The 26,243-nt window shown below is 56.6% G+C and carries 21 protein-coding genes, 2 pseudogenes and 1 riboswitch; of the genes and pseudogenes, 12 read left to right on the top strand and 11 right to left on the bottom strand.

Annotation, left to right across the window (positions count from 1 at the left end; all coding sequences use genetic code 11):
* The first annotated feature begins 12 nt into the window (after nt 1-12).
* From GT756_RS10730 to GT756_RS10720, 3 genes and pseudogenes are all read left to right on the top strand, one after another.
* Complete coding sequence (locus tag GT756_RS10730) at nt 13-768, top strand: glutamine amidotransferase (protein ID WP_160124765.1); 756 nt, start codon at nt 13-15, stop codon at nt 766-768.
* Entirely contained in the window at nt 768-1,910 is a 1,143-nt protein-coding gene (locus GT756_RS10725; protein WP_160124764.1) for a M20 family metallopeptidase, read from the top strand. Before GT756_RS10730 ends, GT756_RS10725 begins: the two co-directional genes overlap by 1 nt.
* 111 nt (nt 1,911-2,021) lie before the next feature.
* A pseudogene (locus GT756_RS10720) lies at nt 2,022-2,450 on the top strand (cell envelope integrity TolA C-terminal domain-containing protein).
* Nucleotides 2,451-2,636: 186 nt separating this feature from the next.
* On the opposite strand, the gene GT756_RS10715 reads toward GT756_RS10720, so the two are convergent.
* Nucleotides 2,637-3,542 carry a LysR family transcriptional regulator gene (locus GT756_RS10715; protein ID WP_049092257.1) on the bottom strand — a complete coding sequence of 302 codons (906 nt, stop codon included), beginning with the start codon at nt 3,540-3,542 and terminating at the stop codon, nt 2,637-2,639.
* Nucleotides 3,543-3,645: 103 nt separating this feature from the next.
* Between GT756_RS10715 and GT756_RS10710 the strand changes: the two genes are divergently transcribed.
* Nucleotides 3,646-4,854, top strand: a complete 1,209-nt coding sequence (locus GT756_RS10710) for an MFS transporter (RefSeq protein ID WP_049092258.1) — start codon at nt 3,646-3,648, stop codon at nt 4,852-4,854.
* Nucleotides 4,855-4,955: 101 nt separating this feature from the next.
* On the opposite strand, the gene GT756_RS10705 is transcribed toward GT756_RS10710, so the two are convergent.
* Nucleotides 4,956-5,585: a helix-turn-helix domain-containing protein gene (locus tag GT756_RS10705; RefSeq protein WP_049092259.1), complete on the bottom strand. Its 630-nt coding sequence runs from the start codon at nt 5,583-5,585 to the stop codon at nt 4,956-4,958.
* A gap of 66 nt (nt 5,586-5,651) precedes the next feature.
* Complete coding sequence (locus GT756_RS10700) at nt 5,652-6,311, bottom strand: winged helix-turn-helix transcriptional regulator (protein WP_049092266.1); 660 nt, start codon at nt 6,309-6,311, stop codon at nt 5,652-5,654.
* Nucleotides 6,312-6,751: 440 nt separating this feature from the next.
* On the opposite strand from GT756_RS10700, the gene GT756_RS10695 reads away from it, so the two are divergent.
* The 6 genes and pseudogenes from GT756_RS10695 (at nt 6,752) to GT756_RS10670 (ending at nt 12,900) form a co-directional block, all read left to right on the top strand.
* Nucleotides 6,752-7,282: a fimbrial protein gene (locus GT756_RS10695; RefSeq protein WP_064183388.1), complete on the top strand. Its 531-nt coding sequence runs from the start codon at nt 6,752-6,754 to the stop codon at nt 7,280-7,282.
* Between the two features lie 57 nt (nt 7,283-7,339).
* Nucleotides 7,340-8,017, top strand: a complete 678-nt coding sequence (locus GT756_RS10690; RefSeq protein ID WP_160124763.1) for a molecular chaperone — start codon at nt 7,340-7,342, stop codon at nt 8,015-8,017.
* 28 nt (nt 8,018-8,045) lie between these two features.
* Entirely contained in the window at nt 8,046-10,580 is a 2,535-nt protein-coding gene (locus tag GT756_RS10685; protein ID WP_135729940.1) for a fimbria/pilus outer membrane usher protein, read from the top strand.
* 34 nt (nt 10,581-10,614) lie between these two features.
* Nucleotides 10,615-11,615 (top strand): annotated as a pseudogene (locus GT756_RS10680) (fimbrial protein).
* 10 nt (nt 11,616-11,625) lie between these two features.
* Complete coding sequence (locus GT756_RS10675) at nt 11,626-12,138, top strand: fimbrial protein (RefSeq protein ID WP_032456063.1); 513 nt, start codon at nt 11,626-11,628, stop codon at nt 12,136-12,138.
* Between the two features lie 135 nt (nt 12,139-12,273).
* Nucleotides 12,274-12,900 (top strand): helix-turn-helix transcriptional regulator, encoded by a 627-nt coding sequence (locus GT756_RS10670; protein WP_032456064.1) that lies wholly within the window; start codon nt 12,274-12,276, stop codon nt 12,898-12,900.
* A 51-nt stretch (nt 12,901-12,951) separates the two neighbouring features.
* Here GT756_RS10670 and GT756_RS10665 read toward each other — a convergent pair whose 3' ends face one another.
* On the bottom strand, nt 12,952-13,572 hold the full coding sequence (locus GT756_RS10665; protein WP_064189632.1) for a LysE family translocator: 621 nt from the start codon (nt 13,570-13,572) through the stop codon (nt 12,952-12,954).
* Nucleotides 13,573-14,026: 454 nt separating this feature from the next.
* Between GT756_RS10665 and GT756_RS10660 the strand changes: the two genes are divergently transcribed.
* Nucleotides 14,027-14,665, top strand: a complete 639-nt coding sequence (locus GT756_RS10660; RefSeq protein WP_012968198.1) for a hypothetical protein — start codon at nt 14,027-14,029, stop codon at nt 14,663-14,665.
* 42 nt (nt 14,666-14,707) lie between these two features.
* Here GT756_RS10660 and atzF read toward each other — a convergent pair whose 3' ends face one another.
* The 7 genes from atzF to GT756_RS10625 all read right to left on the bottom strand — a co-directional run bounded on the left by atzF (nt 14,708) and on the right by GT756_RS10625 (nt 24,323).
* Nucleotides 14,708-16,504 (bottom strand): allophanate hydrolase, encoded by a 1,797-nt coding sequence (gene atzF / locus GT756_RS10655; protein WP_160124762.1) that lies wholly within the window; start codon nt 16,502-16,504, stop codon nt 14,708-14,710.
* On the bottom strand, nt 16,501-20,106 hold the full coding sequence (uca, locus tag GT756_RS10650; protein WP_108450427.1) for an urea carboxylase: 3,606 nt from the start codon (nt 20,104-20,106) through the stop codon (nt 16,501-16,503). The genes atzF and uca overlap by 4 nt, the downstream gene beginning before the upstream one ends.
* Before the next feature lie 166 nt (nt 20,107-20,272).
* Nucleotides 20,273-20,908: an urea amidolyase associated protein UAAP2 gene (locus GT756_RS10645; protein WP_017900291.1), complete on the bottom strand. Its 636-nt coding sequence runs from the start codon at nt 20,906-20,908 to the stop codon at nt 20,273-20,275.
* Nucleotides 20,909-20,918: 10 nt separating this feature from the next.
* Nucleotides 20,919-21,647 carry an urea amidolyase associated protein UAAP1 gene (locus GT756_RS10640; RefSeq protein ID WP_043519577.1) on the bottom strand — a complete coding sequence of 243 codons (729 nt, stop codon included), beginning with the start codon at nt 21,645-21,647 and terminating at the stop codon, nt 20,919-20,921.
* Nucleotides 21,648-21,651: 4 nt separating this feature from the next.
* Entirely contained in the window at nt 21,652-22,428 is a 777-nt protein-coding gene (locus tag GT756_RS10635; RefSeq protein ID WP_004205863.1) for an ABC transporter ATP-binding protein, read from the bottom strand.
* A complete protein-coding gene (locus tag GT756_RS10630; RefSeq protein WP_043519578.1) occupies nt 22,425-23,240 on the bottom strand; it encodes an ABC transporter permease in 816 nt (271 codons plus the stop codon). Before GT756_RS10630 ends, GT756_RS10635 begins: the two co-directional genes overlap by 4 nt.
* Before the next feature lie 24 nt (nt 23,241-23,264).
* Nucleotides 23,265-24,323 (bottom strand): putative urea ABC transporter substrate-binding protein, encoded by a 1,059-nt coding sequence (locus GT756_RS10625; protein ID WP_048324232.1) that lies wholly within the window; start codon nt 24,321-24,323, stop codon nt 23,265-23,267.
* 56 nt (nt 24,324-24,379) lie between these two features.
* A riboswitch (guanidine-I (ykkC/yxkD leader) is annotated at nt 24,380-24,478 on the bottom strand.
* 475 nt (nt 24,479-24,953) lie between these two features.
* Here GT756_RS10625 and oxlT point away from each other — a divergent pair.
* Nucleotides 24,954-26,210: an oxalate/formate MFS antiporter gene (gene oxlT, locus GT756_RS10620; protein ID WP_064150025.1), complete on the top strand. Its 1,257-nt coding sequence runs from the start codon at nt 24,954-24,956 to the stop codon at nt 26,208-26,210.
* Nucleotides 26,211-26,243: the final 33 nt, after the last annotated feature.

The raw sequence follows: 26,243 nt of genomic DNA, 5'->3' as shown, positions 1-26,243 counted from the left end.
GGAAACGTCATCATGCAGAAAAAAATCTTACTGGTCGGTGAGTCCTGGACCAGCACGTCAACGCACGTTAAAGGCTTCGACCAGTTTGCCACCGCCACCTGGCACACCGGCGCAACGGACTTTCTGGCCGCGCTCGCCGACAGTCCCTATGCCATTACCTATATGCCCGCCCACGCGGCGGCGACCGACTTTCCGCTGATGCTGGAAGCGCTGCAGGAGTGGGATGCGATTATTCTCTCGGACATTGGCGCCAATACGCTGCTGCTGCATCCGGACACCTGGCTGAAGAGCCGCCGAACCGCCAACCGTTTAACGCTCCTGCATGATTACGTGGCCGGCGGGGGGGCGCTGATGATGATCGGCGGCTATTACAGCTTCCAGGGAATCAACGGCGGCGCGCGCTACCGCCATACCGCGGTGGAGAAAGTGCTGCCGGTACGCTGCCTGGCCTGGGACGACCGCATTGAAACCCCGGAAGGCTGCTATGCCGAAGTGACGGAGTCTCACCCCCTGTTTAACGATATTCCGGGCGAATGGCCGTGGCTGCTGGGCTATAACGAAGTTGAAATGCACCCGGAAGGCAAACTGCTGGCGAGCGTGGCCGGTACCGGTCATCCGCTGTTGGCTGTTCGCGAATATCAGCAGGGTCGTTCGCTGGTGTGGACCAGCGACATGTCGGCGCACTGGCTGCCGGAAGAGTTTGCCAAATGGCCCGGCTATCGCCAGCTATGGATTAACTGCCTCGACTGGCTGACGGAACGCTGCTGATGACCACGACCCTTGAGCTCGCCCGGCAGCTGCTGGGCTTTAACACCATTAACCCGCCGGGCAGCGAAGCTGACTGCATGCGGTTCTTCGCCGACTGGCTTGACGATAGCGGTTTTGAGGTTTCGCTGTCGTCGTTCGGCGAGGGACGCTGCAATCTTATCGCCAGCCTTCCCGGGGCGAAGAGCGGTAAACCGCTGGCCTTTACCGGACATCTGGATACCGTCCCGCTGGGAAATGCCCGCTGGCAGTACGATCCTTTTGGCTCGCAGATGGAAGACGGGCGTCTTTATGGCCGCGGATCCAGCGATATGAAAGCGGCGATAGCGGCGTTTGCCGTCGCCTGCGTTCATCAGCGGGAAGCGATCCTCGCCGGACGCGGCGCGGTATTGCTGATAACCGGCGGAGAAGAGACCGGCTGCGACGGCGCGCGGGCGCTGATCGCCTCCGCAACGTTGCCGGAGGTGGGCGCGCTGATCGTCGGTGAACCCACCGCCAACTATCCGGTTATCGGCCATAAAGGCGCGCTCTGGCTGCGCTGCGAAACGCGGGGGAAAACCGCCCACGGCGCGATGCCGGAGCTGGGGATCAATGCTATCTATCTTGCGGCGGATGCGTTGGGTAAGATTCAGCATTTTTCGCCAGGCGCGCCGCATCCGCTAATGAAGCAACCCACCCTCAACGTCGGACGCATAGAAGGCGGACTCAATATTAATTCCGTACCGGACCGCACGCGTTTTGATGTCGATATCCGCAGCGCGCCCAATTTACAGCACGCCACTATCCGGGAGCGCTTGACGACGCTGCTTGGCGAAAGCGTCACCGTCTCCACGCTGGTCGACCTGCCCGCCGTCCTCAGCCGGGAGGATCACGCGTGGATTAAGCAGGTTTACCAACGCTGTCAGCCGCTGCACGCTGAGCCGATTGCGCCGCACGTGGTGCCCTACTTTACCGACGCCTCGCTGCTGCTGCCTGCATTGGGCGCTCCGCCCTGTATTATTCTCGGCCCCGGCGAGCCGTCGATGGCGCATCAAACCGACGAGTACTGCCTGCTCAGCCGACTGGCGGAGGCAGAACAGCTATACGGTGACATTATTCGCGACTGGATGGCATCACCGCCCGCGACGAAAGTAAAAAATGAGTGACACTGTCACTGAAAGCGCGTGCCATGCATTCAGCGTTTGAATAATTTCGCGGAATAACAGAGGATAACCGCCTCGTACACGACGGTATCCCCACCAGCAAGGAGGCTTAGCATGTCCGTGAAAACCAACGCTGTGCTCGTTTGCACCCTCTCTTTACTTCTTTCCGCCTGCTCGGGTGGTGCTTCTGCGCCGGCCAGCGCCGAAGACGCTAAAATATCGGCTGAAGTGGATAAGATACTTCGCGATTATCAAACGGGTTCCGATACTTCACCCTAGGCCAATGCCTCACGCTATCTGGCGCGGATCCAGGCGGCTATATTCGCTAACATAGACCAGCCGGCCTCCTGGCAAGGGCAAAAATGCTCGGTGCGCTTTACGCTACAGCGTGACGGGACAGTGCAGGATCCGACGGTCGAGAGCGGCGATCGGCCATTCTGCGCGCAGGTGATGTCCGCGCTGAAAGTCGCCAAAATTCCGCCTGCCCCCGATGAAAAAACTTATCAAACATTCAGCCATGTCGTTCTGGACTTGAAGGCCTGAGCTTGCCCTAGAAAGCGCCCCGGCCATCGCCAGGGCAATGGCTAAAAAGATAAGCTGACAGCCTCCTTAGCAGACGCTTTTTGGCGATCGGCGAGGAGTGATTCAATGGTGCTTGAGTCGAGGTGATGAGCGGCAAGAGCGCCGGCTGAACGGGACAGCGCATCCAGGTGCGCTGATGATGGCCTCTTATTCATGACTCAATCTCTGATACATGAAATCAATAAGCCCTCTTGTTTTTGCCGGCAAATAACGCCGATCGGAATACAGGGCGAACAATTGCAAGGGGGCCGCCGATTGTTCAAATTCAATTTCGATTAACCGGCCATCGTCAATATAGGGCTGGCAGGCTTGTTTCGACAGGATGGCATAACCGACGCCTGAGATGGCCGCTCGCCCTGCCATCTCCCCGCTGTTGACCCGATAACGACCGTTAACTTTAATCGTCTCGAATCCGCCCTTTTTATTCACAAACTGCCAGGGAGCGCCTTTAAGCGCATTTACCGTTGTAATACAGGGCAATTCTTCAAATTGCTGTATACGAGAAGGCGTGCCATAACGCTGGATAACGGAGGGGGCCGCAACGATGGTGCAAGGGATGGTCACCAGATGACGGGCTATGTAGTCACTGTCATCCATCTGACCACGACTCACAATGACAGCGAGATCCAGATCATCGCGCAGGGATTCATAACCAGACAAATTGGTGACGCAACTTATCTCCAGGTCCGGATGCTGACAGGCGAAATCGGCAACAATAGCGCCCAGCAGTGCAGGACCGATTTCATTGGGAATACAGATACGTAGTGGCCCCTTGAATTGCATTTGCCGCAACGTTAATTCGGTTTCAGTTTGCTCAAGCGCTTCCAGTAATGGCTTCGCCCGGGTATAGAGTAGATGCCCCGCCTGAGTGAGTTTCATATGTCGGGTACTGCGTTCAATAAGCTGAAGATTCAGTTTGTCTTCTAGCTGAGCAATGCAACGGCTCACATTTGATGCCGGCATTTCAAGGGCTTTCGAAGCCCCAACAAAACTGTCTCTTTCAACTACAGCGATGAAGACTTTCAGCGCATTAAAATCAAGAACTGGCCGCATCAACTATCCCACATATGATAATAATGAGTGCCATTTTTACCATCTAATCGATAAGTTTGATAGTAGTTAAGCTAGGTTATCTTTCATCAACAGGTCGCTTGCTATGCCACGGGTCACCACAACATTTAATCAAAAGGCGCTGATACGGATAGCGCTGGTCATCGCTTTTGTGCAGTTTACTAACGCGCTGGAATATATGATATTCAGTCCTGTTTTTACATTTATGGCCGCGGATTTCGCTGTTCCCGTCTCCTTCTCAGGCTATGTATCCGGTATGTACACCTCTGGAGCCGTCCTGTCGGGAATTATCGCCTTTTACTGGGTTGACCGTTGCAATAAGAAGCGTTTTCTTATCGCTAATATGGTGCTGCTAGCCATAGCGACACTGTTGACAACATTCATAACCCGTTTTCCTCTTCTTCTTACCTTGCGATTCTTCGCAGGGCTGGTTGGAGGGACGACAATGGGTGTGGGGATCGGTATTTTGATAAACCACACGCCGGCTGACTTGCGCGGAAAAATGTTGGCGACGGTGATTGCGTCATTTTCGCTGGTAAGCGTTGTGGGGATGCCCGCTATATTATTTTTGTGTACTCATTACGGTTGGCATGTCGCGTTGTGGTTAATCAGCACGCTCTGTTTGTTGGCATTGCCATTCATCGTCACTGTCATCCCTCAGGACCCCGTCACTTTCGACACGTCTTACGCGCTGCCCCTCGATGTTGATACTTTACTGTTTGCTTCCGGTAATGCGCTGGTACAGTTTAGTCCAATGCTGATCATTCCTGTTCTGGCGCCGTTAATGACGCAGCTGTTGGGGGCTTCTGAAGGCCTGCTGCCCTGGCTGTTCTTCGGCGGGGGACTGGCGGGGTATCTGTCTACAAGAATGACAGGGGCATTAACCTCTCGTTTTTCTGCCTTGAGTTTGGCGACCGGGTCAACCCTCGTTTTTATTCTGAGCTTGCTGATACCCTTCCTGGGCTATCCGCATCCGGCGCTGTTTATGACGTTATTTCTCGGGGCAGCTTACAGTCGTCTGGTTTCATCTTCGGCGGTTACGATTCAGTTTCCTGATAACAACCAACGAGCGGGATTCTCTTCATTACAGACGTCCATGATGTATCTGATGACGACTGCCGCATTTTTCCTGTCCGCTTTTCTGTTACCTGACCATCGCATGGCGCTCCAGAATATGGACACGTTGCTGGCGCTATGTGCAATTTCCGCATCAGGATCCCCAATTATTATCATCATTTTGCAAAAAAAACTGGCTAAGCGGACGATCCCGCCCGATCGGCACACCACTGGGTAGAACATGGCGCGCCCTGCCCTGGGCATTAAAAATTATCATTGACCCTGGTGTGGTCGCTAAATGGAGATGAGGGGCGTTTTTTTGTCTGACGGGGTCTGAATTTAGTACCTGGCGGGAAGCTTATGGATTTTAATGAGTCTTCCCTCTTCCATTTCGATAAAACCACCCGTTTTTAAATCTGCAAGTATGCGCATGACGCCGCTGCGAGAAAGATGGGTTTTCTCGCGGATGTAGAGTTCCGCTGTGACTGCGGCGCGATAACTCTCATCTTCTTCAATTAAATTGAGCAACTGCTGGCGGATCATCTCGTACGCCGTCGGTGCGCCCTGCGGCATCACATTGTTGTAAAGTCGGCCATACACAAACATCAGTTGCTTTGAGAGCAGCCCCCATAACGACTTTTCTTTAATAATGTCATGAACACGAGCGGTGGAGATCTCGCCAATCACGCAGGAGTTGATAGTTTTAATGTAATCATCGAAGTAAATATCCGTCAGATTGGCAAGACCAAACACGGCGGGACTGCGCGCAGTGGACAGCATCATATTATCGTTTCGGCGATAAACCGCTACGGTTCCCTCAAGGATCAGGTAACACATCCCCTGGCCATTCACCTTGAAATCCAGTTGCTCCCCTCTTTCAGTTTTACGTGGCGTGCAATATGGCTGTAAGTGAGAAATCAGCTCTTGCGCGTAGGGTGAACCTTTGTGAGGTTTTGCTGAAGAGGACATAACCGATAACCTTAAGATTGACCTGTCTGATTATAGCCTGGCTTCCTGTTGCGGGTATCCTCATCGTCAGTATTTTCGAGGCAGATGGTTGATATCAAGGAGTATACCCCGTTCCATCGTGATGTACTTCCCGGTTCGCAGCTCTGCCAGAATCCGCATAATCCCGCTCCGTGAAAGATAGGTTCGGCTTTTAATATAGGTTGCAGCCGTAATTTGTTGCCGTATCGCATCCGGCTCTTGCATAAGCTCAACCAGCTGAAAGCGGATGATGTCATAAGCCGACATCTGCGAGATTTGTGCGCAATGTTCATACACCCGGGAGGCCGTGTAAATCAGGAGTTTCGAAAAATGCTCCCATAGATCCAGTTGCGCCACGATGTGATTAAAACAATCCAGTGACACCCGGGCGATCTCTGACGTCTCCAGCGCTCTCACATAAAGATGCTCTGAGGAAAACTGACTACTCACGCCCAGAATAAACGGTGATGATTCAGAATTTAATACAATGCCATCGCCGCGACGGTGCAGCGCGACGCTACCTTGCAATAGTAAAAAACATTGCCGGATATCATCTTTATAATAATGCACGACCTCACCTCTGCCGATCACTACTCTTTCTGCTGCTGGCAACACATGTTTTATCAGAGTCTCGATGTGCCGGAATGGCTTTAATTCCAGGGTAATTGATTTATCTTGGTTTTCCGGGGTGGTTAAGCGCGTGTTCATATGCAGCCTCAATTCCTCAACTGTGATCGCTTTATTGATCGACCGAAGAATTATCTTAAAAATTAAGAAGCCGCGAAATATTGGCCTGGGGTCTAAAAGTAGACCGCTCAAAAGATGCATTCTAAGTTATTGATTTTGTGTCCCATGGTCTTTGAGTCTAAAAATAGACCGGACCTTAATAAGCATGATAAAAAAGAAGAAATGTTGCTTATTCGTTAAGTGGGAGTCTACTTATAGACCCACAAAACATTTGAGTTTAAGAAAATGATTAGATAAATTTTAGCCAGTCAGCAGAACAGTTCATGGTCTTACCGTAATTATTTATGGCTGCCATGCTGCACAGTGAAAATTAAGGCACTGGTACAAAAAGAGTGTAACGCTCATCGGCACCCTATTGCCTGAATATAAATGGCAAACAAAGTTAATAAGGAAACAAAGTAATGAAAAAAAGTCTTGTTTTAGTTGCCTTGACCGCAACTGCAGCGCTGTCTATGTCTCACGCTTTTGCTGCCGCTGGCACCGTGAATTTCGTCGGCAATATTCTGGATACTGCCTGTGAAGTCGATGTGGCATCGCAAAACCAGCAGGTCAATCTCGGTAACTTTTATAAAACTGAATTTCCGAGCAGTGGCACAAAAGCGGCTGCAAAGGATTTTAATATCGTACTTAAAAACTGCCCAACCACGGTGACTTCGACCAAAGTACGCTTTGATGGCACCCCCGATCTGACCAACCCTAACCTGCTGGCTATTGATACATCAACCTCCAGTGCGGCGTCAGGGGTGGCGATTAACCTGATGACCGCCGATAAAGTCGACCTGCCTTTGCACGGTGAGAACAGCTATAACTACATACTTAGCAGTACCCAGGACAATACGCTGAAATTCTATGCGCAATATATCTCCACCACGGCATCAGTAACGCCGGGTACGGCCAACTCTGTTGCTAACTTCTCCATTGTATATAACTAATTTTCTTTCAAGAAATGCTGATGGGGTCGATACGGCCCCATATTTCAGAGGTCTAAAATGAATGTTCTTGGCAGTATCTTGCTTACCATCACGATATTGAGTATTGGCGTATCCGTTGCTCAGGCCGGTGTCGTTATTGGTGGTACGCGCGTCATTTTTGATGGTAATAAAAAAGAAGCCTCGATTGGCATAAATAACCCTGATAAAACCCCTTACCTTATCCAGTCGTGGATCGAAACACCTGGGGGGGGTGGCGAAAAGGCGCCTTTTATCATTACGCCACCACTATATCGACTAAATAATGGCCAACAAAACGTCGAGCGCATTGTTGCCACCGGAGCCTTACCTCAGGATAAAGAGAGCTTGTTTTGGCTTAATATAAAAGCCATCCCCTCCGCAGCTAAGGTTGACAATACGTTGCAAATTGCCATTAAAACCAGAATTAAACTTATCTACCGTCCGGCGGCGATGAAAGGCGCCTCCCCTGAAGAACAGGTCGATAAACTACGCTGGCAACGTGTTGGTAATAAGATACAGGTAAACAATCCGACTCAGCATGTCATGAATTTTAACGAGATTTCACTATCAGGTAAAAAATTACCAGATGCCAGTTATGTATTACCCGGCAGTACCGCGATGTTCGATTTACCCTCCGGCGTAACGGGCGGGCCAGTGACATTCAAAATTATTAATGATTATGGCAGTCCCGGGGCAGAACACAAAGCCAGTCTGTAGACCGGCGCAAAGACACTGAGTGGGATTTATGATGATGGCAATGGATTATATAAAAGCACGGTCTCCACGGTTGGCATTATTGATAACCATCGCGCTCTTCGGTAATACACAAAATAGCTATAGTCGCGATTTTTTTAACCCAGAACTGGTTGAACTGGATAATCCAGGGACAGAAAAAGTCGATCTTTCTGGTTTTGAATCTGGCGCGCAAGCCCCCGGGAATTATCATGTCGATGTCATCCTGGACGATCGGTTAGTCGATACCCGCGATATCAGGTTTGTGTTGCTGAAAGAGCCTGGCGGTGATGATAAATTAGTCCCCTGTTTATCCATTGAGCAATTAGAAAGCTGGGGAGTCAAGACGGGCCTTTTTCCCGCGTTAAAGGGTGAAACATCCTGTGCGAACCTGTCCGCGATTCCCAAGGCTAGTACGGATTTCCAGTTTGCCATGCAACGTCTGGTATTGAGCATTCCGCAAGCGGCACTTTCAGCGCAAGCGCGCGGATCGGTGCCACCGGATCGCTGGGATCAAGGCATTAACGCCGCCCTGCTCAACTACAGTCTGAGTGGGGCGAATAACTGGGCCAAAAATAACAACAGCAGCACCAGCGATAATCAGTATGCCAACCTGCGTCCTGGTCTGAACATTGGCCCCTGGCGGTTAAGAAACTACACCACCTGGTCGCGAGATTCACAGGGTCATGATGCGTGGAAGACGGTTTATACCTATGCTCAACGTACGATAATCCCGTTAAAGTCTCAGCTCACGCTGGGTGACAGCTCTGCCCCGGCAGATGTGTTCGACAGTATGCCTTTCCGGGGAGGACAACTTGCTTCCGATGATGACATGCTGCCCGACTCCCTCAAGGGCTATGCCCCAGTGGTGCGTGGGATCGCCCGGACTAATGCCCAGGTGATAATTCGCCAGAATGGCTATCAGATATACCAGAGCTTTGTGGCACCGGGCGCTTTTGAAATCACGGACATGTATCCTACCGGAGGCGCCGGCGATCTTGATGTCACTATTAAAGAGGCTGATGGCAGCGAGCAGCACTTTAGCGTGCCATTTGCCTCCCTTCCCGTATTACAGCGTGAAGGCCGAATAAAATATGCGTTAACGGGCGGCCAATATCGTTCGTACAACGGCAGCGTGGACAAAACGCCCTTTGCTCAGATGAGCGTTATTCTCGGCTTGCCCTACGGCTTTACGTTTTACGGCGGATTGCAGGAGTCGAGTAAGTACCAGTCGCTCGCCGCGGGCGTCGGTAAAAACATGGGTGACTTTGGCGCTATCTCCAGCGACATCACCCAGGGCTGGTCCACGCCGCAAAATATGCCGAAAACCAGGGGGCAATCATGGCGGGCTCGATACAGTAAAAATTTTGCCGCAACGGGCACCAACTTCGCGATTGCCGGCTACCGCTATTCGACCAGCGGCTACTATGGCATGCAAGAGGTCCTGGATTCTTACGGTGACAGTCATGCGCTTCAGGACCGACGCCGCAACCGTGCTGAGCTGACGCTGAGCCAGGGGCTGGGAGACCGTCTGGGATCGTTGATGCTGAACGCCGCACGTGAAGATTACTGGAACTCAGGTAAGGCGATGGAATCATGGAGCGTTGGGTATAACAACTACTGGCACAGTATTAGTTATGGCCTGACCTGGACTCTGAGTAAGAATGGGGGCGCGGGAACGTACAGCGCACCCCAGAGCGACGATAAAAACCAGATGCTGGCGCTGAATATCAGTATTCCACTGGAAAAACTGTTGCCGCAGACATGGGCAAACTATGGCATGAATGCCAGCAAGAATAACGGTACGACACACAGCGCTGGGTTAAATGGTGTTGCTCTGCCGAATAATGCGCTCAACTGGAATATTCAACAGGGTTACGGCACTCACGACGTGGCCTATACCGGCAACATGAATGGTGATTATCGCGGCACCTATGGTGAAATCACCGCCGGGTACAGCTATGACAAAAATACCGATCGTCTGAACTATGGGATTCAGGGAGGCGTGGTTGCGCATGCCAATGGCGTGACGTTCTCTCAACCATTGGGCGAAACCAACGTGCTGATTGCCGCCCCCGGGGCTGCCGGCGTAGGCATCCAGAATATGACTGGAGCGACAACCGATTATCGCGGATATACGGTTGCCTCTAACTTAATGCCTTATCGCAAAAATGATGTGTCATTAATCACTGAAACATTACCGGCTAACGTTGAGTTAGAACAAACGGTCAAAACCGTGGTCCCTACGCGTGGCGCGATTGTCAGGGCGAACTATCGGGCAAGCGTCGGTGTTCGCATGTTGATGACCTTGACCCAGCGAAACGGCCAGTTAGTGCCGTTTGGCGCAATGGCCAGCATTGAAGGAGCAGAACCAAGCAGCTTTATCGTTGGTGATAGCGGACAGGTGTATTTGACGGGGCTCGATCCCCAGGTAAACCTGATCGTGAAATGGGGAAATCAATCCGCAAACACCTGCAGGGTCTATTACGCGATAAACATGACGAAGCAGAATAACGATGTGATTATCGATAATGCTGTTTGCCGTTAACGTTGAACCAAATTTTTAAATCAGGTGCATAGATATGCGACTTTTCCGATCTGCATTATTAATGCTGGCTTTGTTGTTTCCATTGACGGGCTTCTGTTGTGATTATACTTACATCGGCTCTCCCTATACCGTGGATTATGGCAATATTATTGTTCAGCGCGATGTTCCCGTTGGGCAAGCAATAAGCAATGAGATATATGGTTCCTTAGCACATGCTTATACCTGCGTCACCACCGGCAATGAAGGGTCAAGCTCAGGAATGAAAAGCGCTATTTTACCCTATGTCGCGACGTACGGCGCGTTTATCAAACCAATGTGCCTGGGGTGGGTATTTCTTTTGGCTTTTACATGAACTCCAAAGCAGGCGCGTCGACGTTTAGCGGCACCGATTATATTGACCGCGGTAACGCTTCAATGTCCAGTTGGTCATCAAACCCTGGAGAACTGGTTATTCACGATTATCAGCCAGTTATACAATTCTGGAAGATTGGTGATATTACCTCTGGCTCAGTAACGGGGCAACTGGCATCGTTTGTCGCCTTTACGATGCAATATCTCGGCGGAGAACAAGCGCCTGAGATTCCCGTGAATGCGGGGGCCGGATCTATTACCCAGGTGGCATGTGCGGTGACAACATCGAATATTGTATTTGAACTGGGTGACGTTTTGGTCACTGAGTTTGGTTCTACGGTGGGATTAACCCCCGCTAATGCGCAGAAAACGCAGAATCTCATTCTGGACTGTGATGCCGGAGCCAATATTAACGTCATGCTCTCCGGCGCACAGAATCCTGACGTCAGTGATAATACCGTGCTGGCGTTAACCGGTCAGGGAAGCGCAGGCGTCGCACAGGGGGTTGGCGTGCAGCTGGTTTATAACAATACCCCTCTAATCCTTGGCAATAATCTTGTTCTGAAGAGAACCAATGGCGGCCGGGAGATGTTCCCGTTAACCGCACGCTATTATCAGACCAATACAACGGTAACCACCGGCATCGCAAATGCGTCCGCAACGCTGAGTCTTACCTATCAATAAAGGCTGTTAAATGAAGATGAATAAACTAATCTTGCTGATGGCATGCGCAATGGTATTACCTGCAATGTCCGCAGACAATGTAGATATCAAAGTCACCGGGCGTATTATCGCTGCGCCCTGCGTCTTTAACGGTGGTAGTGAAAATATGAATGTTGATCTTGGCAATATCCAAGCAACAAACATGTTCACCCCCGGGTCTTCTTCCGATCCGGTTACTTTTCATCTCCTGTTTACCCGCTGTCCGCCGGGCACGCTGAGCGTGACGACCCGTTTTAGCGGAACGCCTGACCCGGAAGCGGGCGTGAATTATTACCAAAACAGCGGCACGGCAACCCGCGTGGCCATTGCGATGTCTGATGCCACAACGGGTCTGTTGATGGGCAGCGGATCCAGCATCACGCAAAATATAGCTGAAGACAGAACGGCGACGATACCGATGAAAGCCATGGTGACCTCCGTGGCGGGAAGGCCGACACCAGGTTCCATTCGCGCCGTCGTCGTTTTAACAATGCAATACAACTGATGGGGCGCTGGCTATAGAGGGTCATAGGCGCGTTAGTCATCATCCCCTTCAGGAAGCTAACAGGGTGAAATAATGTGCTGCGTCTATCATTACCCGAATGCAGGAGCGCTTAATAAATATGTTTCGGTATGGTAAATGGTTAATATTGTAATAAAAGAGTCGGATACCCTCTTCCAATGTGGTCTGACCTTTTTTTTTAGTGATTTCTTTTCCCAACACAATACTACAGTTGATTTCAATTTTAACTTTACGTCAGAAAGCGTTCAGCTAGCAGACGTCATTGTGCTGGCATTATGTCCAGGCGAATGTTTTATTTGCTGCCCTGAACTACAGAAGCGAAAAAAAGGCATTGTGATTGGTTTTGTTGATGATGATATGCGAGCCTCTGCGCTCCCCTCTTGCTTTCAGGATATTATCTTTATCTCTCGCCGGCATTCCGTGAGACAGTTACGTAGAGCAGTACATACGGCCTGGCACCGGCTGCAGCAGACAAATTATCGACAGTCACCCGCGTCATGTTTTGACTGTCAGCCGACCAAATTGTCACCGCAGCAAATCCGCATCATGATCTGTTTATATGAGGGGATGTCGGTAACGCAAATTGCCGATGAGCTTATGATCAGTGAGAAAACGGTCTATGCGCATAAATATATGGTCATGAGTAAATTTAACTTACGCAACGATTATGAGCTAATGCTTCTGCTCAATAAACTGACAAAAAATAACGACTGGCCAAATGGCTTTATAAAAGTTAGCCAGTGATACCAATGCGCTGAGAAGGCAACTGACACAGGGGCGCGAGCCCCTGCATGGTTACCGCCGGCTCATCGCCAGCTTCGCGGCGAATATCAGAAACAGGCAGCCGGTCGTCCGGTCCATCCATTTCACCACGGCCGGTTTTTTCAGGATGCCCGCGGCATAGCGAGTGGCGGTAATCAGCGTTAACGACCACAGCGTCCCAATCAATACATGGATAGTGACCAGCAGAAAGGTCCAACTGACGGGTGAATGCCCGGCGGGGATAAACTGAGGTAAAAACGAAACGTAGAAGACGCCCATTTTGGGATTAAGCACATTCCCCAACATCCCGCGCAGGAACCAGTTACTCGTGGAATTGGATTCGGTCGGGTGGGTGTTAAATTGCTGGCGTGGGCGCAGGAGCAGCTGGATGCCCAGCCAACAAAGGTAGCCCGCGCCGCACCATTTCAATAAGGTGTAAGCCAGTTCAGAAACCGCCAGTAGCGCGCCCAAACCAAAGGCCACCAGCGCGCCCCAGATAAAGCACCCGAGATCGATGCCTAACGCGGCATGCAAGGCTTTGCGTCCCCCTTCCGCGGTCGCCGTGCGCAGGATAAGAGCAGTATCCAGACCTGGCGTCAGGGTAAGCAGCGTGGCAGCGAGAGTGTAAGCAAGAAGTGAATCAGTGACGAGCATTTCCTGTCTCCGAAAGAGACAAGGCTACTGAAGCGTTCCCATTTTTGCAACAAGAATGTTTAGTATTTGTTATTCTTTATTAACTCGAGAGATTTGAACCTTCTTACTGCACGAAGAAAGTCAGCAGGGGCATTATCTGGCCGAAGATTAATTTATTGTTCCGTACTACTTCGAAGCCTTGTGCTTCCCCGCGCCATCGGCAACCCCTGCTTATCGCTTCAACTCGCCCTGCCACAGCGGGGATGACGCCAGCTGTTGGCATACCGTGTCGATAAATACCCGGGTATGCCGCCATCAAAGCGGTCTCTGCGCGGATGGCCGCGCGTGGACAAGGCGCGATCCTGCTAGCTGGCGGCATGAGCCATCGCCCGGACGTGCGGAAGAAACGTCATCCATCGCTTGCTTTCCCTGTCACCTCGGATCAGGATACGACGATATTCATGGAGGCTATGTGATGAAATATTTTATCGGTATGGCGGTGACGTTATTGTTGAGCACGCCGGTGCTGGCGGCGGGCGAGCTTGAGATTAACCAGTCTCCCCTGACGCTGGTGTTGAGCGATCAGAATCAGGCACGGGTCTCTTCCTGTGCCGATTTCATTGCGCTGCGTAAAGCGGGAGAGACCGTCGATGCGCTGCCCGGGCTTTCCGACCCGGATGGCCGTGCGGCGGAAGCGGCGTTATTCTCCTGCTGGCTACAGGCCTACACCATCGATCATACGTTATTCCCCTCTGCTGCGCCGAAACCAACCCTGGCTGAGGTGGTTCAGCACTTTCCTGCCAGTGCGGCGTTTATCGTCAGCGATGACGAAAAGCAGGACGTCGCCAAAAACTATGTGGGGAAAACCATCGCCGACTATACCCCGGACCTGAAAGCCAGGGACGATCGTCTGGAATCAGCGGCCAGCGCCAGCGGTTATGTGCTGGATGAGTATTATGCGTTTACCGATAAGCAAGGGCATCAGCTCAACATTGTCGCTCTGGTGGGCTACGCCATCGGCGGTACGGCAAGCGTGAAAAGCTACTATCGCATCGATGACACGCACGCCCGCGTCTGGAGCGTCACCCTGCTCGATGAGAACAGCCCGTTATAAGCGAGGGTTCCCTCTGCGGCGCTACCGCAGAGGGTTTCCGGTTTACCTGGCCAGCCACTGACGCCAGCCGCCCCAGGCGGTGATCTCTGTGGCCGCGCCCAGCCCTCCGGCTTCGCAAATAAAGCCTGTCACCCAGCGGCCGTCGGCCAGCTCAATCTGTCCCAGCCCCAGCGGCGCGGGGATGGCGGCCAGCAGCGACCCCACCTCGGCGCTGGGGATCTCCCAGACTTCCACGGCTATCGCGTCCCCCTCTGGCTCGTCACGCACCATCGCCGGGCGCTTGCCATCCGGAAGGACATACAACCGATAGCGCGGCGCGCTGTGGGTCGCCTGCAGCAGCCTGCCGCCCCGCGCCAGCAATTGACCGTTCAGCGGCTGGCCGGACAGATGTGCGCCGCATACCGCGAGAGCCATCCGATCATGACCCGCGGGATGCGCAGGCGGCGGGCTTTCCAGCCGCGCGCCGCCAGCCAGCGGTAGCCGCTCCGCGCGCTGGAAGGCGTCGGCCAGGCTCAGCAAATACTGATCGGTACAGGCCCGGCCAAACAGCGTGACGCCGGAGGGCAATCCGTCAGGCATAAACCCGCACGGCACGCTCACCGCCGCATAGTCCAGCAGGTTCATAAAGTTGGTGTAGTAGCCCAGGTCGGCGTTGCGGGCGATGGGCTCCGCCACCAGCTCGTCGAGCGTTACCGGGCGCGGAACGGTTGGCGTCAGCACGCAGTCCAGCGTCTCGAGAATGGCATCGCACTGCGCTTTATACCCCTGCAGCTGATACATCGCCTTAAAAGTCGCCGTCGCGTCGATATCAGGCGCTTTCGCCAGCACATCGCGAATGACCGGCAGCACGGCATCCGGCTGCTGCTCAATCAGCGGGCCAGCCACCGCATAGCGTTCAGCAACCCATGGTCCGTCATATAGCAGGCGGGCGGCGGCCAGAAATGGCGCGAAATCGATCGCTACCGGCACGCCGCCGAGCGCCGTCAGCCGCTGCACGGCCTGGGCGAACAGCGCTTCGCTGACGCGGCAGCCGAGGAAGTTAAGCTCCCGCGGGACGCCAAAGCGAAACCCGGCGGACGGCCTGCCGAAGGCCTGACGGCTGTTCCACTGGGGATTGCGGCGGCTGTAGCTATCCTGCTGATCGGATCGGGCAACCAGCGCCAGCAGCTGGCTGGCCTCGTCGGCGGTGGCGCTGAAAAAGGTCACGCAGTCCAGCGTCCGGCAGGCAGGTACCACTCCAGCGGTAGAGATCACCCCTTTCGTCGCTTTCAGCCCCACCAGGTTATTCAGCCCGGCCGGGACGCGACCGCTGCCGGCGGTGTCGGTCCCCAGCGCGAAGCTTGCCACGCCCAGCGCTACCGCCAGCGCGGAGCCGGCGCTGGAGCCGCCGGAGGGATAAGCGGGATGGTACGCGTTGCGGCAGCGGCCATACGGCGAACGGGTCCCGTTCAGGCCGGTGGCAAACTGGTCGAGATTGGTTTTGCCCACCGGCACCGCCCCCAGGGCAATTAGCTGAGCGACAATGGTCGCGCTTTGCGTCGGCCGGTAAGCAAACGCCGGACAGGCAGCGGTGGTGACGATCTCCGCAAGGTCAATATTATCTTTGATCGCGAACGGCACCCCGTACAGCGGGAGCGTCTCTGGCGAATGGCCTTCCAGCGCCGCCAGAAACGGCGCCTGCTCCGCTTCGCTCAGGAGATGAATAAACAGATTAAACTCGGGATTCAGCGCTTCCGCCCGCTGGCGGATCGCCGCCAGCAGGGCGCGCGGGGTGGTGTTGCCGATACGATAGTTCGCCGCCAGGGTCGCCAGGCGTAAATCAAACGTCTGCTGCATCATGCCTTCTCCTCAATAATCACTGCCACCCGCTGCCCGGCACGCACCGCGCTGCCTGGCTGCACATTGACCTGCTGAACCCTGCCATCGCATGGCGCCAGCAGCGGGATCTCCATTTTCATCGACTCAAGCACCACCAGCACATCGCCGGCACGTACCTGGCGGCCCACCGCGGTCTGCACCTGCCACAGATTGCCGGATACCGGGCTTTCCACCCCCTGTTCCCCCGGCTGCAGCGGCGCATCGCCCGCCTCTTCTGTCGCGCCCTCCTGACTGTCGAAATGAGCCTGGCCGCTGGCGATCCAGCGCTCGCGCTCGTCGTTAAACGCCCGCTGCTGATGGTCGCGAAATGCGCTAATGCTCTGCGCCTCGCGAGCGAGAAACTGCTGGTACTCCGCCAGCCGCAGCGTGCTGTGCTCGATGCGCAGCGGGTAGCGTCCGAGCGGGAAATCGCGGCGAATCTCCAGCAGTTCCTCCGCCGAGACCGGATAGAAACGCAGCTGGTCGAAAAAGCGCAGCAGCCAGGGCTTGCCAGCAAAATCAGCCACCTCGTGATAGCGACTCCACATCTGCAGGGTGCGGCCGACAAACTGATAGCCACCCGGGCCTTCCATGCCGTAAACGCACAGATACGCTCCGCCGATGCCCACCGAGTTTTCCGCCGTCCAGGTTCGCGCCGGGTTGTATTTGGTGGTGACCAGCCGATGGCGCGGATCAAGGGGGGTAGCCACCGGTGCGCCGAGATAGACATCGCCGAGCCCCATCACCAGATAGCTGGCGTCAAACACCGTTTGCCACACCGCCTGCTCATCCGGGAGATCGTTTATCCGGCGAATAAACTCGAGGTTGCTTGGGCACCAGGGGGCGTCCGGGCGGACGGTGGTCATATATTTGTCGATCGCCTTGCGGCAGGCGGGATCGTCCCAGGAGAGCGGTAGATGCACCACCCGTGTAGGCACCTGCAGATCGTCGCTCATGCAGACCGTGGCCCACTCCTCGCGGACCCACGCCAGCAGGGTCTCCAGCGCCAGCGTTTCCGGCTGGTAATGCAGCTGCAGGGAGCGGATCCCCGGCGTGATATCAATGATCCCTTCCCGGGCTTGCTCCTCAAGGGCCTGCATCAGGGCATGGATGCGAAAGCGCAGCACCAGATCCAGCTCCGCCTCACCGGCCTCCAGCAGCAGATGGGTATCGCCGGAGAGGCGCGCCACCAGGCGTTTGTCAGCGTCGCCGCAGGTCATCACCACCGGCGAGGTAAGCGGCACAGGCTGCCAGGCAACGTCCTGCGCCTGCAGGGTCGCCAGCTCCGCGCGACGGCCTGCCGCCAGTCGCCGGGCGGTGGGGACGTCCACCGCCACAAAGCGCACTTTATCCCCCGCCTTAAGCTGGCCCAGTTGCCAGAGATCGGCTTCGATCACCGTCACCGGGCAGACGAAGCCCCCGAGGCTTGGGCCGTCCGGCCCGAGGATCACCGGCATATCGCCGGTAAAATCCACCGCCCCCACGGCATAGGGGTTGTCATGAATATTCGACGGATGCAGCCCGGCTTCGCCGCCGCTGTCGCGGGCCCAGACCGGCTTGGGCCCGATCAGGCGCACGCCGGTGCGGCTGGAGTTAAAATGCACCTCCCAGTCGGTGGCAAAAAAGGTCGCCATATACGCCGGGGCAAAGAACTCCGGCGCGCCGTGGGGACCATAGATCACCCGCAGCGTTCGCACTGCCGCAAGCTCAGTGCGCAACCCTGCAGGAAGCGCCGCGCTTTCCGTGGTCTCAGCCGGAGGTGCAAGATGCAGCACGTCGCCGGCGCGCAGCGCCCGTCCGCCGTGGCCGCCAAACTGACCGAGGGTAAAGGTGCTTTTACTGCCCAAATAATCCGGCACCTGAATGCCGCCGCGCAGGCAGAGATAGCTTCTGACCCCTGGCCCGCTTATCGCCCCCAGCCTGAGGGTCGCACCCGCCGGAATAGTGAATACGCAGTCCATCTCCTGGTCGACGCCGTCGAGCGTTACGGCCAGCGGCGCGCCGCAGACCACCGCCTGTACGGCGGTATTAAATTTCAGGGTGGGTCCGCTAAGGGTGATCTCCAGCGCAGCGTCGCCCTCGGCATTGCCCAGCAGACGGTTGCCCAGGCGCAGCGCCCGGTCATCCATCGGTCCCGAGGGCGGTACACCCACCGCCCAGTACCCCAGACGTCCCGGGTAGTCCTGGACGCTGGTCTGGGTGCCGGCGCTCAGAACCTCCACGGTATCGGCCCGGTAGCGCAACTGCTCCAGACAGCGAGTCCAGGGTTCTCCGGCAGTAAACGGCGCAAAGCTGAGGATCTGCTGCAGGTACTGGCGGTTGGTTTCGACGCCGTACAGGCGGGTCTCTGCCAGAGCCTGCGCCAGGCCGGCGATCGCCTCATCGCGGCTGGGGCGCCAGACGATAGCTTTCGCCAACAGCGGGTCGAAAAACGGCGGCACCTCACACCCGGCCTCCACCCAGCGATCGATGCGCAGGGTGGCGCCGTCCGCCGGTGGAAACCAGACGTCGGTTAACAGTCCGGGAGAAGGCTGAAACTGGCGGCCAGGATCTTCGGCGTAAATTCGCGCCTGAATAGCATGGCCCCGGGGCTGTAGCCCGGCGGCCAGCTCGCTCAGCGGCGGTAAATCCCCTGCCGCCAGGGCGATCATCCAGTGCACCAGGTCCACGGCCCACACCTGCTCCGTCACGCCGTGCTCCACCTGCAGTCGGGTATTGACCTCGAGGAAATAGAAACGCTGCGCCGCGCTGTCGTAGACAAACTCCACCGTCCCGGCGCTGCGGTAGTTCACTGCTTTTCCAAGGGCAATGGCCGCGCTACACAGCGCCTGCGCCATCCCGTCCGGCAGATTTGGCGCCGGGGTCTCTTCAATCACTTTCTGGTTACGTCGCTGCAGCGAGCAGTCGCGCACGCCGAGGGCGATAACTTCCCCCTTCCCGTCGCCGAAGATTTGCACCTCCAGATGGCGGGCGCGTTCGATATATTTTTCGAGAAACACCCCGGCGTCGCTGAAGTTGTTTTGCCCCAACCGCTGTACCGTGGCAAACGCCTCGCTCAGTTCGCGGGCGTCGCGGCAGACGCGCATGCCAATCCCTCCGCCGCCCGCCGTGCTCTTGAGCATCACCGGGTAGCCCACCGCCTCAGCCGCCCGGCAGGCTTCCTCACTGTCGGCCAGCAGTTCGCTGCCTTCCAGCAGCGGAACGCCCTCCGCCTTCGCCAGGGCGCGGGCGGTATGCTTCAGGCCGAAGGTTCGCAGCTGTTGCGGAGTCGGGCCAACAAACGCCAGTCCCGCCGCCTCACAGGCTTCGGCGAAGGCGGCGTTTTCCGACAGAAAGCCGTAACCGGGATGGATAGCGCGGGCGCCGCTCTGCAGCGCGGCGGCAATGATCTTCTCTACCATCAGATAGGTTTGCGCTGCCGGCCCCTCGCCAAGGCTGAGCGCCTCATCCGCTTCGCGGACGTGCAGACTGCTCAGGTCGGCTTCGGCGTAAACGGCGACGCCCTTCACCTGCATGGCGCGCAGGGTGCGCAGAATGCGGCAGGCAATCGCCCCGCGGTTAGCAATCAGTAAGGTATCAAACATAAGCGGAACTCACAGCGAAGCGGGTCGTCCCGCAATAATTCGTCTTCCCCTGAGGTCGTCCCCGGGAGAGCCGGCGCTTAAAGGTGGCGCGTCGGCGTGTGGTTCAGGCGGTCGGCGCGAACGGCGAACAGCCGAAAGGCCAGCAAACGCCAGCGCTGCCAGCGGGTCAGTTCCATACCAGCACCTCGGCGGGGGTCGGGTTCCAGCCGTTGCAGGGATTGTTGAGCTGCGGGCAGTTGGAGATCAGCACCATGGCGTTACACTCCGCGCGCAGTTCCACGTATTTTCCCGCCGCCGAGATGCCATCCTCGAAAGTCAGCCCCCCCTCCGGCGTCACCGGCACGTTCATAAAGAAGTTAATGTTGGCGCCGATATCGCGTTTATGCAGACGGCCATCGTGCAGACAGGCGCAGAGAAAATTGTCCCGGCAGCTGTGCATATAGCGCTTGTCGAGAGCGTAGCGCACGGTGTTGCTCTCCTGGGCGCAGGCGCCGCCGAGGGTATCGTGCCGCCCGCAGGTATCGGCCACGATGGTCATCAGCGGATGACCAAGATTGGAATAGAGCACGCTGCCGGCGGTCAGGTAGGCGTTACCCTGGCGGCGCAGCGTGCGCTGCGCATCGTAGCGCTCGCGCGGGTTGTCGGCGTTGTAAAACAGAGTATCAATCGCCTGGTTGCCTTCGAGATCGAGCAGGCGCAGGGTTTGCCCTTTTTTTACCTCAAACAGCCACGGCTCCCCAGCGGGGATCACATGGCGATAGACGGCCTCTTCCGGGCGTCGGTTACTGGTGATAAGGGTCATAAACGCCTCCTTACAGGGCAAAAAGTTGGGTATTGCGGAACGCGCGCTGGTTCTCATCGCGGGTCAGGAGCGCCTGGGTGGCTGCGTCTTCATCGTCGGCCTGATACCAGCTCAGCTGCACCGGACGGGGGGCATACTCGGTGGCCGGATCCTGGGGATGCGGCAGCGCGGTGAGCACCAGCAGGACGTCCATCGGGGCATACAGTTCCACGTAATCCCCGGCGCGGCTGTTGCCGGAGACAAAGTGAAAGCGCCCCTCGTCATCGACGGTGACTTTGCTGAAGAAGTTGACCACCATCAGCAGATCTTCCAGACCGAGATCCCATTTCCCCATCTCCACCAGCAGGTTATCGACGCCGTTGCGGTAGAAGCCATTGCGTAATTCCTGGTAGCGTCCGGCGCCATATTTGTCGTGCGTCTCTTCGGCGTTAAGGACCCCGCCGAACGGATCGTGCCAGCCGCAGCTGTCGGCGACGATCCCGGCGAGCACCCGGCCCATATCGGAGTAGAAACAGTGCCCGGCAGTCAGACGCGCGGTATGCTGCCCCTTGAGGGTATCCGGCAGGTTCAGACGCTCACTTTTCTCATGGGGGTTGAGCATCATCATGCTGACGTTCGCCCCGCCGTCGATATCGGTCAGGCGCAGGATCTGCCCTTTGCGCAAAATCAGCGAGGTGTGCGCCCCGCCGGGAAGCTGCTCTTCGCGCAGGCTGGGGGTGGAGTGAAGCAGTTCAGTCATCAATTTATCTCCTTAATGCGTAAACGTTGGTGTCGCTACCGGCGGCCAGCTGCGCCATCCGCGCTTCATTGAGCGGGATGTCGTAGGTAATACGCGCTCCCCAGGCGTTGGGCGCCTGCGGGTCGATGCGCACTTTGTCGAACACCAGCAGCCTCGTGCCGAGGTTGAAGCCTTCCGCCAGGTCGTGGGTGACCATAAACACCGTCATGCGCGTTTCGCTCCACAGCTGGAGCAGCAGCGCATGCATATCCTTGCGAATGCCGGGATCCAGCGCGCCGAAGGGCTCGTCCAGCAGCAGCACCCGCGGCTGCATCACGAACGCCTGGGCAATGGCCAGCCGCTGTTGCATCCCGCCCGAGAGCTGCGCCGGGTATTTATCCAGGGCGTGTCCCAGGCCCACTTTCTCCAGCATCCGCTGGGCCTGTTGCCGGGCCTCGCGCTTTCTGCCGCCAAACAGGCGCCCCAGCAGCGGGGACGCCGGCAGCTCCAGGCCGATGGCGACGTTATCCAGCACGTTGAGATGCGGAAACACCGAATAGCGCTGGAAGACCACTCCACGACTGCGGTCCGGCTCCGCCGCCAGCGGCTGGCCGTCGAGCAGGATGGCACCACGGGTCGGTTTTTCCTGACCGAGCAGCAGGCGCAGAAAGGTCGATTTACCACAGCCGGACGCGCCGACCATCGAGCAAAACTCGCCCTCTTTCACCTGCAGATTGATGCGCTCCAGCACCACGTGGTCGCCGTACTCCTGCCAGATGTTTTTGATGTCGATAAAACTCATCCCCGACCTCCTTCCGCCCACGGGAAACAGGCCTTGTGCAGCTGGCGCAGCGCCAGATCCATCAGCCATGCCAGCAAAGTGATCCAGATGACATAGGGAATAATCACGTCCATCGCCATATAGCGCCGCACCAGGAAAATGCGGTACCCCAGCCCGGCGGTGGCGGAGATGGCCTCGGCGGAGATGAGGAACAGCCATGCCGAGCCCAGCAGCAGGCGCAGGGAGGTGATCAGCCGCGACAGCAGCTGGGGAAGCACCACCCGCAGCACCAGGGTCCAGCTATTGGCGCCGAGGGTCTGCGCCTTAATAAACAGCTCCGCCGGGATCTCCTGCGCCCGCTGCTCCAGGTCGCGCGCCAGCATCGGCGTAATACCGATGACGATCAGCATCACTTTCGACAGCTCATCCAGGCCAAAGACGATAAACAGCACCGGCAGGATCGCCAGCGGCGGGATCATTGACACCACCGTCAGCAGCGGCGACAGCGCCGCGCGGTACATCGGGAAGACGCCGGCGGCGATGCCGATGACGAGGCCGATCAGCGACGAGACGGCCAGGCCCGTCAGCAGACGGCTCAGGCTGATCAGCGTATCGGCCCACAGCAGATACTCGCCGCTGCGTTTGTCCGGGGTGAACGCCATCCGGTCAATGGCTGCCACCATCTGCGACAGGCCTGGCAGCAACTTGTCCTGCGGATTGGCTTCCAGCCGCACCGCCGATCCCATAAACCAGGCGGCGATCAGCACGACAAAAGGCAGCAGCATCAGCGTCAGGCGCATCCCCTTTTGGGGATAACGGTTAATGTGGCGCATGGCGTGGTCTCCCGGCGGCAATCATTAGAGCTGGCCCGCGGCGGCCAGCTTCAGGTAGCTGTCGTCAAAGCGCAGTTTGCGGTTGGCGGCATCGCCGAGGGTGACATTTCCCGGAAAGGTCATGCCGATAAAGTCCGCGCTCTGCGCCCCTTCACCCAGCAGGCCTTTATCGAACGAGAACTGCGCCACTCGCTGCATGGTTTTCGCCAGATCTGGCGAGGAGATAAACGCCAGGGTGTCGGCAGGCGTCCAGAACAGATGGGTGGTTTTCAGCTGCGCCTGATAGCCGGCAAGATCGGTACCGGCGTCGGCGGCCATGGCGCTCAACGCCTGGCTATCCCCGGCCTTCATTTTGGCCATCATTTCAAACCAGGCGCCGGTCAGGGCTTTGCCCAGCGCGGGGTTATCTTTCAGGGTCTGGGTATTCACCACCATCATGTCAATAAGCTCGCCGGGCACCTGCGAGGAGCTAAACACTTCGCTGGTTTGCGGGGTCTTTTTGATAACCGACAGCTGTGGATTCCAGGCCACCGCCGCCCGCACGCCGCTGGTGCCGAAGGCCGAGACGATATCGGCATCGGAGGTATTCACCACCTTGACGTCTTTTTCCTGCAGCCCGGCTTTTTCCAGGCCGCGCACCAGCAGATAGTGGGATACCGACAGCTCCGGGAGATACACCGACATTCCTTTCAGGTCGCTGAGCTTTTTATCCGCCCCTTTGAGGACCACCCCGTCGTTACCGTCGGAGTAGCTGCCGGTGATCAGCGCCGTACTGTCGACACCGCCCGCCGCCGGGATCGTCAACGCGTCCATGTTGGTCATCGTGCAGCCGTCAAACTGCCCGGCGGTGTACTGGTTGATGGATTCGATGTAATCGTTGAGCTGAACGATATTGATTTTGATGCCGTATTTGCTGGCCCATTTATCAATGATCTTTTCATTGCTGATGGCGCCCCATGGCATCCAGCCGGCGTAGATGGTCCAGCAGACGTTGAACTCTTTTTTGACGGCGGCAAAGGACGGGACGCTGGTCAGCAGCGTCAGCGACAGGACGAGTGAGCGGAGGAGCGGCGATGTTTTCATGGTGGACCTCTGGTTAGCACGAGAAACGGAGCAGCGCGACACCCAACGGTGCTGCTGTCTCCCGGGCTTTTATCCCGCCGTGTAACCTCGCCGAGGTCGCCAGCTCTCGGACCAGACGTTCACCGCGGTGAACCGGAACCCTAGCCAGCTATTGTGTGATCTGAATTGTCTGTTGCGCTGCTTTCTGCCGATGTTCTTGCAAGCGCCATGCCAGGAGCCAAATAGCCGTTCCATCGGTGATTTACCGCCAACCGGGGCATCGCCTCCCAAAAATGGGGAGTAAAAGTGGGGCATTGCATGGCTTTGGTGCAGGAAAGATAAGCATGCCTTCCCGCATATCGGCGTGTTTCCCCGCGCACCGCAATCACGCATTTGCACCGCCTCAGTGCCGCTTGCTCACCATGCCGCATCCCTTCAGATCCCACCTCATCACATTAATATCTTGAATATAAATGATTATTTTAGGTGGCACGTTTAATGCTGTGCGCTTGTATACCGCGATGTGGACAAGATCGTATGCCGTATGGCCACAACACGTCGTCACTCTGCGGTCGCCACCTTCCCCTTTCCGTGAGGCATCCAGGGTGAATGCGTTTCACGGAAGTCTGTTAACTGAAAACGGAGAACAACATGACGACACTCAGCGAACCGTTGGTTACCCCGAAATATGGCAAATGGCGCCAGCTGGTGCTGGGCTTGATCTGTATGGCCGCCATCTCCAGCCCGCAATATGTCTGGACGCTGCTGACGAAACCCCTGGCCGCCAGGCTGGGCGTCGGTCTGCCCGAGCTGCAGGTCACCTTCTCGCTGCTGATCATCCTCCAGACCTTCTTTTCGCCCTTTCAGGGGCGGTTAGTGGAAAAATTTGGCCCACGGCGGCTGATCGCTATCGGCACGGTGATGGCCGGAATGAGCTGGGTGCTTTCTGCGCAGGTGAAGGGCCTGGCGACGCTGTGGCTGGTTTATGGCTGCATGGGCGGCCTCGGGACCGGGATCGTCTATATCGGCGTTGTCGGCCTGATGGTTAAATGGTTCCCAAGGCAGCGGGGTTTTGCCGCCGGCGCGGTGGCGGCGGGCTACGGGATGGGGGCGATCATAACCACTTTCCCCATCTCCCTGTCGCTGACCACTAACGGCCTTGAACACACGCTGACAACTTTCGGGATCCTTTTCGCCCTCGTCGGCTTCCTCGCCAGTCAGGGGCTGAAGCTGCCGCCGCCTGCTGTCTCCCTGCCCGTCAGCCAGACGGTGGCGCAGAGCAGCAGATCGTTTACCTCCCGGGAAATGCTGCGCCAGCCGCTGTTCTGGCTGATGTTTGCCATGATGGCGATGATGTCGACTTCCGGGCTGATGGTCACCTCGCAGATGGCGGTGTTCGCCGAGGACTTCGGCATTAGCCAGGCGGTGGTGTTTGGCATGGCGGCGCTGCCGCTGGCGTTAACGATAGACCGCTTCACCAACGGCTTAACCCGGCCGCTGTTTGGTTTTATTTCCGACCGCTTCGGCCGCGAGCAAACCATGTTTATCGCCTTTGCGCTGGAGGGAGTGGCGATGACGCTCTGGCTGGCGTGCCGGGAAGATCCGCTGCTGTTTGTCCTGCTCTCCGGGGTGGTGTTCTTTGGCTGGGGGGAGATCTTCTCGCTCTTCCCGTCGACGCTCACTGATACCTTTGGCAGCGAACATGCCGCCAGCAACTATGGCTGGCTGTATATTTCGCAGGGCATCGGGTCCATCTTCGGCGGCCCGCTGGCGGCTCTGCTCTATCAGTACACCCACGGCTGGCATGTGGTTTTCAGCTGCGCCATTGGTCTGGATTTTATCACCGCTGCCCTCGCGCTGTGGGTGCTAAAACCGTGGCGCGCGCGCTTTATCCGCCAACATAGCTGATCGCCCGGCCGGACAGAAGTGACGGCCATGCCG

The sequence above is a fragment of the Klebsiella sp. Q2 genome, from assembly GCF_009900705.1.
GTDB classification, from domain to species: domain Bacteria; phylum Pseudomonadota; class Gammaproteobacteria; order Enterobacterales; family Enterobacteriaceae; genus Klebsiella; species Klebsiella quasipneumoniae.
The sequence above is the reverse complement of the archived record's forward strand: the minus strand, read 5'-3'. Positions and strand labels throughout refer to the sequence as shown.